A 15,752-nucleotide genomic window follows, 5' to 3' on the forward strand; every position below is an offset into this window, starting at 1 on the left:
ACAATACGATATGTACCCTGCGGAATTAGTAGCACCGATGAAAGCTCAACTTACTCAAAATGGTTTTGAGGAGTTAACGACTGCCGAGGCAGTAGAAAATCATTTGACTGATCACAAAGGAACATCCCTTTTAGTGATCAATTCTGTTTGTGGATGTGCAGCTGGAACATGTAGACCAGGCGTGCTTCAATCACTAGAGCAGTCAAATAAAAAACCTGATAATCTAACAACTGTATTTGCTGGCTTTGATCTTGACGCGACTCAAAAAGCTCGTGAATTCACATTACCATTTCCTCCATCTTCGCCTGCGATAGCCTTGTTCAAAGATGGTGAGCTTGCTCATATGGTAGAAAGACACCACATTGAAGGCCGCTCTGCTGAGATGATTGCAGATCACTTAGAGCAGGTTTACACTGAGTTCTGCTAGCTTAAGATTAAAATTAACAAACCCTCATTCGTATCTCGGATGAGGGTTTTTTTGTTTGAAATAGCTTTATCCTAGCATGGAAGTTCAAACGAGATCTCAACACCATCTTTAACATTATTAGCAGTAATATTTCCATTGTGCGATGTAATGTTACTGTGACTAATAGATAGTCCAAGCCCTGTACCTTCTCCAGGATCTTTGGTTGTAAAAAATGGATCAAAAATTTGCGATAAAATACTCTCAGGTATCTGATTTCCTGTGTTGTAAATGGAAACCTTAGCCCATGATTTATTTCCAGATCTATGTTCTTCAGTAATAATAGATATAAGCCTATGACCAAAATTCATTTTACTCGTCTCATAGATAGCATTATCGACTAGATTAATAACTACTTGTAAGACTTTCTCCTTAAAGGCTGGCACTGTCATATTCAATTTATATTGCTTTTCAATTACTATGTCATCAGTGATTTTAGTACTCAATAGAAGAAGACAATCGTCAATTAAATCATTGAGTGAAACAGCCTCTTTCTTCATTGATTGCTTATAGGAAAATGACTTCATGGAAGAAACAATTCTTGAAGACCTTTCAATTCCCACTCCAATAACGTCTAAACTCTTTTCAACAGATGGTGTTATTTTCGAGCCCTTAGTTAACTCATTGTTCAATATATCAAGTCCTCCTTTAATGAAATTGAGTGGATTATTAATTTCATGAGCAACACCTGCAACCATAGTTCCTAACGAAATCATTTTTTCATTTTGCACCAAATGAACTTGCATCTTTTCTAATTGATCCACTTTTAATTTGAGCTCTTCGTTAGAATTCGTAAGTGCTTTTTCATACTCTATACTCATTCTACTTAAGTAGAAAAGTGCAAGCTGAACAAAACAAAATATGCTCAATGGGATAATCTTATAGTAAATCCTGAAATAGCCAATTAGTTCTTTAACTTCTTCTTCAGAATTAGACATATCTATCATTAGATTATCGAGAAACAACATTATTAGAAAAAAATACCCCACTGAAATGGCATAAAACTTCCACTCTCGCAATGGGTTAAGCAACGCTACAGGAGCCAGACTCAAACCGATAACAACAATATGATAGTAGAAAAAACTTGAAGTTTGAACGTATCCCAAAAGAGTTGGGATTATAATTAATGTTAATACTGGCAGAAATATCAAGGAAAGTTTGACCACCCTGAATTTTCCTTTTCGAGCCATTAAAATATTAAAGAACAATACTGCTTCTAGTATTAATAATCGTGACGCATAAAGGTTATATGATAATTCTTTGACAACAACATCTATCCCAGTCACTATATTAAGAAGTGTCATTATTGCAATAAGTACAAGGTTAATTTGATTACTTAACCTATCTGCCCTTGTATCAAGAGTATCAAGTCTATTTGTAAGACCAACATTTGATATTTTTCTCCAAAGGCTTCGCATCAAACTATCATATTGCAAGTAGATCAGAACATAATGAAATACTAAAGTTAATTACAAACAAGCTTTTAGTTAACTGAATCATCAAAAGGCGACTTTAATCCAATCGGTTGATCAAATAATAATCCAAAAATATCTCGATTAGGATTTTAATCTAAAAGTTAGTTATTATTGATTATTTAGACTTTCATCTATTTAGTACGTAAAAAATGGAATATCCATTAACATTTCAAGAGATTAATCCTGATCCGGAATTAAGGATTAAGAAGTTCAAAAGTGAGCCCAGCCCAATAATATTTCTACTTGATGGACTTGAAGATATTCGGAATGTGGGAGCTTTATTCCGTTTAGCCGATGCGAGTAGAATTGTCTCGATATATGGATATAAAATGAATCTTGAAGATAACGCGAACAAAATCGAGAGGATATCAAGGCAAACGACTGATCATATCGACTTCCAACAACTAGATTCAATAGATGAGGTTAGAAACTTAGGGTCCAAGTTTAAACCCATTGCCTTAGAGTATACGAACCAGAGTATTGCTTTTAATACCTATTCAAAAAAGGACCCTTGTATGCTAATAATTGGTAACGAACGAAGAGGAGTTTCCAAAGAACTGCTTGAATTATGCCATGAAAGTCTTCACATTCCTATGCTTGGTAAGAATAGTTCTATGAACGTTTCAGTGGCTGCCGGCATCGTTACCTATCACCTACTGGCTACTACCGATATCATATGAAATGACCAAGGCCAATAATAGCATTCAAAAATTCGAAATTGCTGCCGTAACCGTAACTGCAGCTGGTAAGTTTCTCTTTTATGATCTAATCAACCAGAGATTGTTTTTTATAATTCTAATGTTTGGATTCTGGGGGTTCTATGTATTTAAAAGACTAAGGGATGATCCAAATATCCTAAAGACATGGGGATTTAGAATTGATAATTTTAGCAAAGTGCTTCATATGGTATTGCCTTATGGTTTAATAGCTACAGCTCTTTGCTTTCTAATAGGTTTTATACAAGGCACTATTAATATGCACTGGCATATTGTACCCATTATTCTCGTTTATCCATTGTTTGGGATATTGCAACAATTTCTATTGATGTCACTAGTTGCTGGCAATATTCAAGCAATGAATAGGATAAATACACGAACTATCATCCTTCTTACCTCAGTGCTTTTCGGGCTTCTTCACTATCCATATACCTGGTTGATAATCGGGACTTTCCTTCTATCATTATTCTATACGTATATCTTTTTGAAAGAGAGAAATTTGTACGTTCTTGGAATTTTTCATGGATGGCTAGGAGCAATATTCTATTATACAGTGGTCAATAAAGATCCATTTCTCGAAGTATTTGGACCTCTAATCAATCAGTAGCAGTTAAATTAGATGTCAGCGAAATTACATTTCATGTAAAATACGTTTTCAAACATTAACCTATTCGCATTTAAAGGTGTTCTAAGCGTTACCAACTATGTTATTATGAGAAAAGTAACTTTACTATTAACCATCTTTTATTCTTTTTCAGGGTTTAGTCAAAATTCTGATACAACAACCATTTTTGATGATTTCAATAGCTTCTTACTTAACGAAGTTGTTTTTGGATTGGTAGACTACGATAAGCTGAACAAAAATCCAGAACAACTTAATACGCTTGTAGATGCTATCGCTAAATACAACCCAAGTGATTCCTCACAAGATCACAAAACTGCATTCTATATTAATGCATATAACATACTAGTAATTAAGCAAGTAGCTGACAATTTCCCTATCAAAAGCCCGATGGACGTGAAAGGTTTTTTTAAGGTAAATACATTTAATGTAGCTGGGGAAATTTTAACATTGGATGGTATTGAATTTACCAAACTGATGAGTCCTACTAAAGATCCGAGAATTCATTTTGCGCTAGGATGCGGAGCTAGAAGTTGTCCATTTTTATATGATAACGCCTTCTATCCTGAGAAGCTTCAAGAGCAGTTAGAATTTAGAGCGGAGTTGATAATAGACCGTCCTAATTATGTGTATGTTGACAATAGAAATGGAAGAGTAGTCCTCAATAAGATATTTGATTGGTATAGCGACCAATTTAAATACGAGTCCGAAACCTTGATAGAATACGTCAATAAATACAAATTCTACAAAGTCCCTACTGACTATGTAGTCGAATTTCAAGAATACGATTGGTCATTAAATGATAGGTAAATAAGGGTATTCATCGTTTAGGTTTCTTTATGAATACCTAACGATGAACAACCGAAAGCAAATATTGATTATTCTCGGCGGTATTGCGCTTGCAATAGTTCTTATTGTAACTAATATAAGACCGCAACATGATATAGAGAATATCACACCAGCATCACAAAAAAAGCCGAAGCAAAATACTCCGGCTCTTCTTGATGGTTTATTATAACTCTTTAGTTACCCAACTTAAACAATCTATATCCGATAGAAAGTTGGAAAGTCTGATTTTTAACTTCGGTACCAAATCCATCATCATTATCAGATAGACCAAATACGTATCTCGCAGTAAAGTTTAGTCCGAAAGGTGCATCCCATCCAGCTCCAACTGCAGCTGAAAGATCAGAGTTTTTGATATCACTCTTTATATCATTACCACTGCCATCTTCTGCGTTCAATAAAACTCCAAATTGAGGGCCAGCTTGAAGATTCAAACCAGCAGGGAAATAGAACTTAAGCATAACTGGAATATTGACATAATCCAGGTTCACTTCGCTTGCACCAGAGAGGTCAGAGCCTTGCTTTGAAAATAGTACTTCAGGTTGAACTCCGAGATTTGCAAACTTGATTAATCCGTAAGCTCCTGCATGAAGCGCAGTTATTGATTCTGATCCAGAAATATTGGTATTTGCAAAGTTAGCACCAGCTTTTATCCCTATAGAAACAGAAGCCTGACTAAATGCACCTATTGATATTAGTGCTAATGTTAGCGTTAATAAAGTCTTTTTCATAAATGTTTTTGTTTTGTATATGTAAAGTAAAAGGCATCGTACACCTAAAAATGGGCACAAAAAAAGGGTGAAAAACACCCTTCTTTAAACATATCTATCTATTTCGCTTATAAGGCTACGCCAATAAACGATTTGAAAGCCAATCCCATCAAACCGGTGATCAGCATTGTAATTCCTAAACCTTTTAAACCATCAGGAACGTGTGAATATTTAAGTCTTTCTCTGATGGCAGCTAGCGCAATAATTGCAAGGAAAAATCCTGTACCAGATCCGAATCCGAATGCAGTTGCCTCTACTATTGTATAGTCTCTCTGAACCATGAATAATGAAGATCCAAGGATAGAGCAGTTTACAGCAATCAAAGGAAGGAAAATACCTAATGATCCATAAAGTGAAGGAGAGAATTTCTCAATGATCATCTCTACCAATTGTACCATTGCAGCGATTACGGCAATGAAGATGATGAATTGGAGAAATGTTAAATCGATGCTAGCAAAGTCACTACCTAACCAGGATAACGCTCCTTCTTTTAATACCTTTTCCTGAATCAACCAGTTGATAGGGACAGTTATAGTAAGTACAAAAATTACTGCCATACCAAGTCCAAAGGCGGTTTTTACCTTTTTAGATACAGCCAAAAATGAACACATGCCTAGAAAATAGGCAAAGATCATATTGTCAATGAAAATTGCTTTTATAGCTATATTAAATGCTTCCATAATTCTTCTAGATTAGTGCTCTACGTAACCGTTTTTACTTCTTTGAATCCAAATAATCATACCCAGTAGGATAAATGCTCCAATTGAATCTACCATCAATCCATTTGTTTGAAGTGTAGTTCCAAATAAGCCTCCAATCGCTCCGTACACATCCACCTCTAATGGAGTTCCTACAAACATCGTCCCTCCTCCTAAGAGCTCTCTAAAGAACGCTACCACAAGGATGATCCACGCGTATCCAAATCCACTACCAAAACCGTCTAATATTGAATCGTAAGGTTTGTTTGCCATCGCAAACGCCTCAAGCCGACCCATCACAATACAATTGGTGATAATCAGTCCAACGTATGCACCTAAGATTTTGTACATATCGTAGCTATACGCTTTCAACACTTCGCTTACCAGTGTTACCAATGTTGCGATAATTGCAAGCTGAACGATAATTCTAATCCTGTTTGGTATAATATTCCTCATTATAGAAGTAATGAGGTTTGAAAATACAATCACAAAAATTACTGCAATTGACATGATCATAGTTGGCTTGAACTGTACGGTTACTGCCAATGCTGAACAAATTCCCAATACTTGAACCGTAATTGGGTTATCCTCATTCAAAGGATCAGAAACAATACGCTTTCTTCTCTTCGAGAATAATGGCTCTGCAGGCTCTTTTGCTTGTACTGCTACAGCTTCTTCTGCTACTTCTGCAATTTCGGTACTCATAGTTATTAGCTGTTTTGAGATTTAGTTTTCTGAATGAAGGCAGAATAGCACTGTAAATAATCAATCAACATTGCATTCAATCCTTTTGCGGTCATTGTAGCTCCAGACATTCCATCTACTTCATGCTCGTTTAATCCAGTATTCCCTTCCCCTTTGACCATCGTGATACTTTGTAATTCACCACTTGCGTCGTAAATCTTCTTACCAACGTATCTATCTTGAACTTTCACTTCAGTGATTCTTGCACCAAGACCAGGAGTCTCGCCCTTGTGATCAAAGGCTATACCTTTCACTGTATTTAGATTGCTTTCCAGAGCGATATAGCTTGAAACCCAATCCCAAAGTCCAGATCCGAAAGTTGGAAAAATGTATGACTCAATTTCACCAGATTCATTCAAAAACATGAAAACCGGATAGTTTCTATCCTGCGGGTCCAACTTTGAATTTTTCTGGATATTCACTTTTTCAGCAACCATTGGATTGCCTTTAGCATCCGTAGTTACCTCATTTCCATTGATATCAACAACGATGGACTTTACCTTCTCATCGTAAATTCTAAGAATCTCATTCGGATCTTCGTAAGCGGAAATGTCCATTACTGCTCCTAAGATCTTCTTCTTAGTATCAAGCTCAACCTGCTTGTCTTGCAAAGGCTTCAGCCCTACTGAGGTAAGGGATAGCGCACCTCCAAATACTACCGTCAAACCGATAGCAAATAGAATTACATATAAATTAGACTGTCGCACGTTTTAATCTTCGTTTTTTGTTTGCTTCAACAACATAAAAATCAATAAGTGGGGCGAACACGTTCATAAACAAGATCGCCAACATAATACCTTCTGGATATGCTGGGTTAATCACTCTGATCAACACAGTAATAACACCAATTAAGAAACCATAGATCCATTTTCCTACTTCAGTATGCGAAGCACTTACAGGATCTGTCGCCATAAATACAGCTCCGAATGCCAATCCTCCTATTACCAAATGGTAATGTGCTGGAAGCTCCATAAAGCTGTTGCCACCTGTCAGGTTGAATAATCCTCCCATAGCAATGGTTCCTAATACCACACTAAGCATAATCTTCCAGCTTCCTACTCCTGTAGCAATTAGAATAAATGCTCCAATCAGGCACATCAATGTTGATGTCTCACCAATACTTCCTGGGATAATTCCTATAAACATGTTCCAGAAATCAAACATTCCTGCGGCCCAGTGACCTGAAACTGCCTGCATCATATCTGTACCATTTGCTGCAGCCTCTGCGCCATATGCTAAGATGGTCGCTCCTGAGAATCCATCAACCGGAGTTTTATCACCAAAGTAGGTCCATACATCTCCTGAAATCTGAGATGGATACGCGAAATAAAGAAACACCCTCGCTGTTAATGCTACATTGAGAATGTTCATCCCTGTTCCTCCAAACACTTCTTTACCAATAACAACTGCAAAAACTGTTGCTAATGCCACTTGCCATAAAGGAATAGTAGCTGGCATAATAAGTGGAATAAGCATCCCTGAAACCAAAAATCCTTCTTCAATTGGACGGTTATATATCACACAAAAAGTGAATTCTGTCAATAACCCTACACCATATGATACTGCCAGTATCGGAATAACTTTTAGGATACCGATCCAAAACTTATCAAGGATTGAAGCTTCAACTCCTGTTGCAATGAAGTGTTGATGTCCAACATTCCACATACCAAAGATGAGACATGGGATCATTGCAATCACCACAGTAAACATCAATCTTTTTAGATCAGTGGCATCTTTGATTTGTGTTCCTTTTTTTCCAGTTATTATGTCTGGAGCAAAAAAGATTGTTCTGTGTCCCTCGTAAATCGTGTGGAACTTTTCAAATTTCCCCCCTTTCTCAAAAAGAGGCTTCATTTGATCGAATTTGTTCTGCAAAAACTTCATTCCTGCTTATCCTTCTTTAATTAAATCAATTCCTTCTCTAAGTATCTCTTGCAATGGATTCTTAGATATATCTATAAACTCACACAACGCAACATCTTCCTCAATCACCTCATAGATTCCTAGCGCTTCCATATCATCATAGTCTTCCGCTAAAATGGCTTTAAATAGGTACGTAGGAAGAATATCCATTGGCATTACCTCTTCAAAAGCACCAGAAATAACAAAGTTTCTTTCCTCGCCATGCGTGTTAGTATCTACCTCAAATTCTTTCTTTCCATTTAAGAAAGTAAGCATACCAAATGCCTTGTGGAAGCTTAATTTTTTAGTTGAAGGTAAGATCCAACCCAAAAACTCTTCATATTTCCCTTCTGGGATGGCAGTCACTTGGTTGTGATAATTTCCAAGGTATCCTTCAGCACCCACTCCTTCTCCAGTTAGTACATTACCAGAGATTACACGGTTGTTATCCCCTTCCATTGAAAGTTTATTCAAAGAAGCCCCAGCATACATCTTAGCATAGCCTCTTTCTTTCATTTGAGATCCTGTCAGAGCAACTAGTCTCGAGGTATCGTATACACCTTCAATAAATAGCTTTCCTATGATTGCTACACCTACTGGGCTAACTGTCCAGGCGATTTCTCCTTTGGACATAGGGTCAAGATGATGAATTTGCACTCCTACGTTACCTGCTGGATGCGGTCCACTGATCTTGTTCAACTGAACATTCTTCGCATTTGAGAAAATCTGCGATACTTCTGCATTAGCATCGACATTTAGATGAACAGTGCCAGTTGTAAACTTTTTCAGAATATCTAGTCCAGCCTGAAAATACTGCTCTTGCCCTTGTAAAACATAATTGTAATCTGGTGCAAGAGGGCTACTATCAAAAGCAGAAATAAAAATTGCTTTCGGGCTATCAGCAGGATTCGCAACTATTCCGTAAGGTCTTTGGATGATATTGGTCCATCCTCCGGACTTCTTAAGTTGATCAAGTGCGTCTTCTTTTGATACTCCTGAAATTTCTGATGCTGCATAGCTCTTGAATTTTTCGAATTCAACTTGCTTATCAGCTAGAATCTTAATTTCTAGTACTTTTCTTTTTTCACCTCTCTTTATTTCAACGATTTCACCACTCACTGGAGAGGTGTAAAGAATATCTTCTTCATTTCGTTCGAAAAACACTGGTGAACCTGCTTTTACATTGTCGCCTTCTTTCACAACCAATTTAGGTCTATTCAAACCATTAAAATCAGTTGGTTTTAGTGCGAAGGTATCCGGCTGGGTAACTTCAATTGTTTTGTTTTCTGCCTTTCCGGCAAGGTTTAAATCAAAACCTTTTTTCAGCTTAATTGTCTGAGACATATTTCTTTCTTGGGAGAACGTCTAAAAAACGAGGCAAACTTAATCAATATCAGTTTTAACGCCTGTCAAATTCTTAATAAAAAAGCGTAAATATCAGCTTAGTAATTAGAAACCAACATTTAATCAAATGGTTTGGTTGCTACGAAACTACTGGTTCATTCTCTTGTAAGAAATCAGCAACCTGTTCCATGAGCCATGTAGGCGTGGATGTCGCACCACAAATTCCTACAGAATCATTGTGCTGAACCCATGTAAGGTCTATCTCCTTTTCGCTTTCAACAAAATAGCTTCTTGGGTTATTCGAAAGACACACATTATAAAGGGCCTTACCATTCGAACTCTTTCTACCTGCCACAAAAATGATTACATCGTGTTTCTGCGAGAATTTCTCCATGTGAGGCTCTCTATTGGAAACCTGCCTACAGATGCTATCATTTGCATTAAAATCATCAGTAACCGATAATAATCCTTCCTTTTCTATTCGACTTTCAATTTCAGCCTTGATGGAATAAAAGCCTTTAGTACTTTTTGTTGTCTGTGAGTAAAGAGTAACAGGTCTTGAAAAATCAATTTTATCTAGATCTTCCGTACCCATAATAATAATGGCTTCATTGGAGGTTTGGCCAGTAAGCCCTATAACTTCTGCATGTCCTGGCTTACCATATATGACCAACTGTCCGTCTTTGCTTTTAGCAATATCATAGGCATTCTTCACCCTGTTTTGCAGCTTCAAAACAACTGGACAAGAAGCATCTACTAGCTCAATATTATTTTCTATTGCAATCTGGTATGTCTCTGGTGGCTCGCCATGTGCTCTGATTAATACTTTACAGTCTTTTAGATTCTTTAGCTCGTCTCTTGTGATGGTTCTTAAACCTTTATTATAAAGTCTTTCAACCTCCATTGAATTATGAACAATATCCCCAAGGCAATACAATTGCTGTCCAGTAGCCATTTCATCCTCGGCCATTTGAATGGCAAATTCAACACCAAAGCAATACCCTGAATTTTCGTCTATCTCAATTTTCATAAATTATTGATTCTGCCATTGAAACAATTTTATCAATCTGTTGTGTTAAAGTTAGGCCAGAAGTATCAACCTCAATAGCATCGGAAGCCATAACTAGCGGACTATCTTTTCTAGTGCTATCTATATGATCTCTTTCTTTCAAATTCTCTTTGATTACCTCTAAAGATTCAATTATTCCCCTTTTCTCTAACTCTTTTCTTCTTCTTTCCGCACGGATATCCATGTCTGCAGTCATAAACACCTTTAATTCGGCATCAGGAAAAACAACAGTTCCTATATCCCTACCGTCCATTACTACTCCTTTGTTATCTCCCATCTTCCGCTGTTGTTCAACAAGCTTGGCACGGACTTCAGAAATAGCACTAACTGGACTGACGTTGTGATTCACTTCCATCGTGCGAATCTCTGCATCTATTTTTTTTCCATTTAACACCACTGATGTTCCTTCGAATGAAATATCACAAGCTCCTAGCATCTCCTTTAAATCATCTATTTTTTTGAAAGGAATGTTATTACTAAGAAAGTAATACGTAACCGCGCGATACATAGCTCCACTATCGATATAAGTATAACCTAGACGTGATGCTACTTGTTTTGCAGTAGAACTTTTTCCTGTACCTGAATAGCCATCTATTGCGATTACAATCTTCATCAGCAATCTTTAATTGGACAAGGCATTGGCTTACCTCTCTTGACTTTCTTTTTATTCTTTTTATGCGAAGTAGAAGGGCCTTTTCTGCATCCTTCTGATCCGATCAGGATTGCACCTAAAAATAGCATGAATATGACCCTAGAAAACCTCATGATATACCAGCTACTTCCATTTGTCTATCAACTTTCTTCACAAGACCTTGCAATACTTTGCCAGGCCCACATTCTGTGAAACTTGAAGCTCCATCAGCAATCATGTTTTGAACCGACTGTGTCCATCTCACTGGAGATGTTAATTGTAAAACGAGGTTCTTTTTTATTGACTCAACATCAGCATATCCTTTAGCATCAACATTTTGATAAACCGGACATTTCGGGTTATTAAAGTTTGTATTCTGTATTGCTTCTGCCAACTCTTCTCTAGCAGGTTCCATCAATGGTGAATGAAATGCACCACCAACTGGTAATACAAGTGCTCTTTTAGCACCAGCTTCTTTCAATTTTTCACATGCTGCATTCACTGCCGCTATTTCACCACTAATTACCAATTGCCCTGGGCAATTGTAATTGGCAGCTACTACCACTCCATCAGTTTCTGCACATGCTTCTTCAACCACCTCATCTTCAAGTCCCAACACTGCAGCCATTGTTGACTCCTGCATCTCACAAGCTTTTTGCATTGCTATTGCTCTCTTTGAAACTAATGAAAGACCATCTTGAAAACTCAAAACACCATTTGCAACAAGTGCTGAAAATTCTCCTAAAGAATGGCCTGCAACCATTTCAGGATTGAAATTATCTGACGTAAGTGCAGCCACAACACTATGGATGAAAATGGCCGGTTGCGTTACTTTGGTTTGTTTTAACTCTTCATCAGAACCATTGAACATGATATTCTTGATATCGAATCCAAGAATATCATTTGATTGATCAATTAATTCTTTTGCAGAAGAATGGTTATCGTAAAGTTCTTTTCCCATTCCAGAAAACTGGGCTCCTTGTCCAGGGAAAACGTATGCCTTGCTCATATGTTAGTATTTATTCGATTGCAAAAGTAGGCAATCAAATTAATCGATGAAGCGACTTTTTAATTCGGGTGAAGGAATCATACATTCATCAAGTTTTCCGAACCATTTATACCGATTAGCAGCGATTAAATCATAAACCCAATCTCTGATAAACTTGGGTATTATCATGAAAAGATAGAGCGCAGGCCATAAACCATTTAAGTTTTTAGCAATGGTCAACGCAGCTGAGCTTTTATTCAAGATTTTATTCCCATCCTTTAATACGATACTCTGAAGGTCATCAGCTTTCACATCTTCATTCGCTAAGCTTTTTTTTGCAAAATCAGATTGAAGTGATGAAAAATCAAATTTTTCATTTTTATCCCTCTTGATTACGAATTGGACCGACGAATTACATAAGTTGCAAACGCCATCAAAGAAGATAATTGGCTTTTCTATCGTATGATCTGCACCCACCCATTTATAACTTGTAATGCCTCCTCAGGGTTCAGTGAATTGAATTTTACTTCTGCTGAATAATAATAAATTCCTGCAGGCAATTCTGTTCCACCTTTTAGACTACCATCCCATTCAATAAATATGGTCTTTTCGGGTTCTGTTGAATCATAAGAGAATACTTCCGTTCCAGCTCTATTGAATACTTTGAAAAGTACACTTTCAACGAAACGAGGACAAGCATCTGGTGTTTGCATTGGTCTGAAAGTATCGTTTCTACGATCTCCATTTGGTGTAAAGACATTGGGGAGTATATACTGAGGACAATTGTCATTACATATGATATCTGATATCCTACTCTCATTTCCTGACCTATCTACTGCGGTAACGTAGTAGCAAAATGCAAGAGTCGTCAGATTATTATGAAAGAATTCTGTGTCAGAGGTTTCTCCAACTACAACATAATCTCCCTCTTCACCATTATCCGAAGCATAGATTCTAAAGAACAGAATATCGTCATCACAGGATTGATCATTATCAAATTCCCAAGAAAAGGCATTTACTAAAGCAACCCCTGAATTTCCACCCCTCGTTTGACACGCAGCCTGAGTTTCACAATCCAAACTACTGTTGAATAACAATGCAATCGGCGGGCAGGGCGGAATTGTGTCATTTGGCTGTGCACAAATGATCTGAGAGTTATTAATTAAAGGCTCTGGTAGAAGCTCATTCCCAAAAGAACCATTCGTAGTAACGAAGTAGCAATACTCAATTTCTTCATCTAGATCTATTCCATTAAATCTTCCATCATCTAGATAACCAAGACCATCCATGGTGACATCTACAGAGTCAATTAATTGTAACGCAGTAAGATCTCCGTTAATAACGTTGTCTCTATATATATAATGATATGGGAATTCTTGAACAGAGTTTGACCATGGCACATTTGCATCCCAACTTAACCGTATTCCTCCAACCAGAGGAGTGGGACTAAGCCAAACGGATGACGCCTGCTGCGAGGTGTCAATAGCTTGATCTGTATTATCATAGAGAACGATTCGATATGAGTAAGAATTATCTTCAGTATTGAGGCCTGTATCCATAAAAGTAGTATCAGTAGAAGGTGGTCTTACAGATTCAAAAGTTCCTCCAGGACTCATTCCTTCTTTTCTCAACACTTCATATGTATAAGTTGGTGGAAAAGCAACATCATCGATTTGATAAGGAGGTGTCCATCTAACTTCAATTTCACCATTTACCTCACTGGTCTCGTTTACATCTACGTTGGTTATTATTGGCACGTCGATGAGAAGGCTGTCACAAGCCTCTTCCGACGCTATACTCTCTCCACCTGCAGGATCTGGGAAAGTAGCAACCAAACGATAACAGAATTTGGAACCTGAAGCAAGGCCCATTCCTTCATTTGTATCTAAAAAAGTAGTCTCCTGAACCCCTAAAGTCTCAATAAGTTGATAGCCCGAATTTTCTGGAATTCCTGGATTACATGTTGGATCTATTTCAAACTCCCCTACTCTTCTCCATACCTGAATTGAGTCTGCATTTGTACACGAATAATTATCCCAATTCAATCTCATTCGTCTCCCTGGCCTTGAATCCACTGTAAGCCCAGTAGGCGGAGGACCCACCACTGTAATTCTCCATGTTTCAAAATTTACTTGGCCTGGTGGATTAATAATTCCAGGTATTGTTGGATCATCAGTAGCCTTAAATTGCACTTGATATGGAGCCTCTCTTACTTGTGTACAGCTAGGTGTCCACTCGAAATTCAAAAGTGCCGGTGAAGGCTGGAATTCGGCTGGATTGGGTGTAAAGGAAGCCGATGGCGTAATTTCAAAAGGACCACCAAAAGCTTCTAATTTCACAGGATCACCATCTGGATCTATTCCTGTAATCATTGCTGCAATTGGTGAGCCCGCAACAACACATGTGTCAGGAGGGATCTCTAAATCTGGAGGATCATTTTCAAAATTCCACACAATGATCTGCATATCTCTTGTTACAAAACCCAACCGAATCAACTGTCCATTGATTCTTCTCCATTCCTCAACCACGAAAGCAACATTGAATTCTCTATTTTCCATATCAGGAATAGTTGCTCCTCCAGGAGCATTCCAAACCATTGTTCCGTCAAAAGCATCTATGGTTAGAGATGGGGGACCATCTTTCGCTTGATTTCCTTGATTGAAATTGGTATAAAAAGATGGGTCAATAAGTGTTTGATAGCCATTTACATCTAATCCCTCATCTTGCTTAGGAGTAGTGAAATAGTACGCCAAGCTATCTCCATCTGGATCGAAAGCCCCAGGATTGTGTTCGAATATGCCACCAACAACTGCTTGATCAATTGGAGGAACTGTGAAGAATGGTGTACTATTCACAATCAGAGGATCTACAACCAATAAAGTCTCTACGTAAAACTTAGTGCTTATTGACCCTGCGATATTTTGGATATTGGCATTTCTAAATTCCTCTACATAGCTCACGAGGAAATTTGACCCTCCAGCATATGTATGTGTTAATGTGAACTCCCACCTCTCAACTCCATCAGCGATTAGTACTGGTTCCTTCCAAGGTATTGCCTCTCCACTTTCACCACCAAATACGGTTCCATCTCCAAAGTCAAAGGTTCCATTGCCAAATGGGACTCCTTCAACATCACGATACCCTATAAAAGTAAATTGATATGTCAGACCTGAGACCCTTTTCGCAATTACTTCGCCAGCTCTAATATGAGTCGCCCTCGAAATAAGAGCAGAAAGAACAAATGTGGTTATGAAGAAATACCTTATAAATCGCATATTGGCCAATTAAATCATGGTAAAACTAAACGCTTTTCAAACACAACGAACAAATACCCAACAAGAATTGTGCGCTATTAGTTATTGTTAACAACAATGTATACGGCATACATACTTATTTTAAGAACAGATAATTATTTAGAACAAGTCCAAAAAAAAATTTTAGATTGTCTGACAAGCATTCTGAAATTACCTTTGAAGAAAATCCA

16 protein-coding genes are annotated in these 15,752 nt (G+C 37.5%); 4 read left to right on the forward strand and 12 right to left on the reverse strand.

From position 1 onward, the window contains the following. The first annotated feature begins 10 nt into the window (after positions 1-10). Positions 11-427: a BrxA/BrxB family bacilliredoxin gene (locus tag ACY650_RS01555; protein WP_462251056.1), complete on the forward strand. Its 417-nt coding sequence runs from the start codon at positions 11-13 to the stop codon at positions 425-427. Between the two features lie 71 nt (positions 428-498). Here ACY650_RS01555 and ACY650_RS01560 read toward each other — a convergent pair whose 3' ends face one another. Next, a complete protein-coding gene (locus ACY650_RS01560; RefSeq protein ID WP_462251058.1) occupies positions 499-1,881 on the reverse strand; it encodes a sensor histidine kinase in 1,383 nt (460 codons plus the stop codon). A gap of 206 nt (positions 1,882-2,087) precedes the next feature. Between ACY650_RS01560 and ACY650_RS01565 the strand changes: the two genes are divergently transcribed. The 3 genes from ACY650_RS01565 to ACY650_RS01575 all read left to right on the forward strand — a co-directional run bounded on the left by ACY650_RS01565 (position 2,088) and on the right by ACY650_RS01575 (position 4,086). After that, the gene (locus ACY650_RS01565) at positions 2,088-2,618 is read left to right on the forward strand and encodes a TrmH family RNA methyltransferase (RefSeq protein WP_462251060.1); all 531 of its coding nucleotides are present in this window, start codon (positions 2,088-2,090) and stop codon (positions 2,616-2,618) included. 1 nt (position 2,619) lies between these two features. Continuing rightward, positions 2,620-3,261 (forward strand): CPBP family glutamic-type intramembrane protease, encoded by a 642-nt coding sequence (locus ACY650_RS01570; protein ID WP_462251062.1) that lies wholly within the window; start codon positions 2,620-2,622, stop codon positions 3,259-3,261. A 105-nt stretch (positions 3,262-3,366) separates the two neighbouring features. Then, on the forward strand, positions 3,367-4,086 hold the full coding sequence (locus ACY650_RS01575; RefSeq protein ID WP_462251064.1) for a DUF547 domain-containing protein: 720 nt from the start codon (positions 3,367-3,369) through the stop codon (positions 4,084-4,086). Between the two features lie 212 nt (positions 4,087-4,298). On the opposite strand, the gene ACY650_RS01580 is transcribed toward ACY650_RS01575, so the two are convergent. The 11 genes from ACY650_RS01580 to ACY650_RS01630 form a co-directional block, all read right to left on the reverse strand. Then, positions 4,299-4,853, reverse strand: coding sequence for a porin family protein (locus tag ACY650_RS01580; protein WP_462251066.1), 555 nt, complete (start codon positions 4,851-4,853; stop codon positions 4,299-4,301). 107 nt (positions 4,854-4,960) lie between these two features. Continuing rightward, on the reverse strand, positions 4,961-5,572 hold the full coding sequence (gene nqrE / locus ACY650_RS01585; protein WP_462251068.1) for an NADH:ubiquinone reductase (Na(+)-transporting) subunit E: 612 nt from the start codon (positions 5,570-5,572) through the stop codon (positions 4,961-4,963). A 12-nt stretch (positions 5,573-5,584) separates the two neighbouring features. Further along, entirely contained in the window at positions 5,585-6,295 is a 711-nt protein-coding gene (locus ACY650_RS01590) for an NADH:ubiquinone reductase (Na(+)-transporting) subunit D (RefSeq protein ID WP_462251070.1), read from the reverse strand. A 5-nt stretch (positions 6,296-6,300) separates the two neighbouring features. Then, positions 6,301-7,041, reverse strand: coding sequence for an NADH:ubiquinone reductase (Na(+)-transporting) subunit C (gene nqrC / locus ACY650_RS01595; protein ID WP_462251072.1), 741 nt, complete (start codon positions 7,039-7,041; stop codon positions 6,301-6,303). Next, the gene (locus ACY650_RS01600; protein WP_462251074.1) at positions 7,028-8,218 is read right to left on the reverse strand and encodes an NADH:ubiquinone reductase (Na(+)-transporting) subunit B; all 1,191 of its coding nucleotides are present in this window, start codon (positions 8,216-8,218) and stop codon (positions 7,028-7,030) included. Before ACY650_RS01600 ends, nqrC begins: the two co-directional genes overlap by 14 nt. 6 nt (positions 8,219-8,224) lie before the next feature. After that, on the reverse strand, positions 8,225-9,580 hold the full coding sequence (locus ACY650_RS01605; RefSeq protein WP_462251076.1) for a Na(+)-translocating NADH-quinone reductase subunit A: 1,356 nt from the start codon (positions 9,578-9,580) through the stop codon (positions 8,225-8,227). 139 nt (positions 9,581-9,719) lie between these two features. Beyond that, the gene (locus ACY650_RS01610) at positions 9,720-10,610 is read right to left on the reverse strand and encodes a 4-hydroxy-3-methylbut-2-enyl diphosphate reductase (protein WP_462251078.1); all 891 of its coding nucleotides are present in this window, start codon (positions 10,608-10,610) and stop codon (positions 9,720-9,722) included. Continuing rightward, positions 10,600-11,262, reverse strand: a complete 663-nt coding sequence (gene cmk / locus ACY650_RS01615) for a (d)CMP kinase (protein ID WP_462251080.1) — start codon at positions 11,260-11,262, stop codon at positions 10,600-10,602. Before cmk ends, ACY650_RS01610 begins: the two co-directional genes overlap by 11 nt. Before the next feature lie 148 nt (positions 11,263-11,410). Next, positions 11,411-12,289, reverse strand: a complete 879-nt coding sequence (fabD, locus tag ACY650_RS01620; protein WP_462251082.1) for an ACP S-malonyltransferase — start codon at positions 12,287-12,289, stop codon at positions 11,411-11,413. Between the two features lie 39 nt (positions 12,290-12,328). Then, positions 12,329-12,745 (reverse strand): thiol-disulfide oxidoreductase DCC family protein, encoded by a 417-nt coding sequence (locus tag ACY650_RS01625; RefSeq protein ID WP_462251084.1) that lies wholly within the window; start codon positions 12,743-12,745, stop codon positions 12,329-12,331. Next, positions 12,724-15,543 (reverse strand): T9SS type B sorting domain-containing protein, encoded by a 2,820-nt coding sequence (locus tag ACY650_RS01630; RefSeq protein ID WP_462251086.1) that lies wholly within the window; start codon positions 15,541-15,543, stop codon positions 12,724-12,726. Before ACY650_RS01630 ends, ACY650_RS01625 begins: the two co-directional genes overlap by 22 nt. Between the last annotated feature and the right edge of the window lie 209 nt (positions 15,544-15,752).

Origin of the sequence: Ekhidna sp., from assembly GCF_963691765.1 — a bacterium.
GTDB lineage: Bacteria > Bacteroidota > Bacteroidia > Cytophagales > Cyclobacteriaceae > Ekhidna.

What these genes read in the sequence shown, in the direction of transcription:
- ACY650_RS01570 (WP_462251062.1), top strand. Translation starts at nt 2,620, where the DNA reads ATGACCAAGGCCAATAATAGCATTCAAAAATTCGAAATTGCTGCCGTA.
- ACY650_RS01560 (WP_462251058.1), bottom strand. Translation starts at nt 1,881, where the DNA reads ATGCGAAGCCTTTGGAGAAAAATATCAAATGTTGGTCTTACAAATAGA.
- ACY650_RS01580 (WP_462251066.1), bottom strand. Translation starts at nt 4,853, where the DNA reads ATGAAAAAGACTTTATTAACGCTAACATTAGCACTAATATCAATAGGT.
- ACY650_RS01610 (WP_462251078.1), bottom strand. Translation starts at nt 10,610, where the DNA reads ATGAAAATTGAGATAGACGAAAATTCAGGGTATTGCTTTGGTGTTGAA.
- ACY650_RS01565 (WP_462251060.1), top strand. Translation starts at nt 2,088, where the DNA reads ATGGAATATCCATTAACATTTCAAGAGATTAATCCTGATCCGGAATTA.
- cmk (WP_462251080.1), bottom strand. Translation starts at nt 11,262, where the DNA reads ATGAAGATTGTAATCGCAATAGATGGCTATTCAGGTACAGGAAAAAGT.
- ACY650_RS01555 (WP_462251056.1), top strand. Translation starts at nt 11, where the DNA reads ATGTACCCTGCGGAATTAGTAGCACCGATGAAAGCTCAACTTACTCAA.
- ACY650_RS01575 (WP_462251064.1), top strand. Translation starts at nt 3,367, where the DNA reads ATGAGAAAAGTAACTTTACTATTAACCATCTTTTATTCTTTTTCAGGG.
- ACY650_RS01590 (WP_462251070.1), bottom strand. Translation starts at nt 6,295, where the DNA reads ATGAGTACCGAAATTGCAGAAGTAGCAGAAGAAGCTGTAGCAGTACAA.
- ACY650_RS01605 (WP_462251076.1), bottom strand. Translation starts at nt 9,580, where the DNA reads ATGTCTCAGACAATTAAGCTGAAAAAAGGTTTTGATTTAAACCTTGCC.
- nqrE (WP_462251068.1), bottom strand. Translation starts at nt 5,572, where the DNA reads ATGGAAGCATTTAATATAGCTATAAAAGCAATTTTCATTGACAATATG.
- ACY650_RS01630 (WP_462251086.1), bottom strand. Translation starts at nt 15,543, where the DNA reads ATGCGATTTATAAGGTATTTCTTCATAACCACATTTGTTCTTTCTGCT.
- ACY650_RS01600 (WP_462251074.1), bottom strand. Translation starts at nt 8,218, where the DNA reads ATGAAGTTTTTGCAGAACAAATTCGATCAAATGAAGCCTCTTTTTGAG.
- fabD (WP_462251082.1), bottom strand. Translation starts at nt 12,289, where the DNA reads ATGAGCAAGGCATACGTTTTCCCTGGACAAGGAGCCCAGTTTTCTGGA.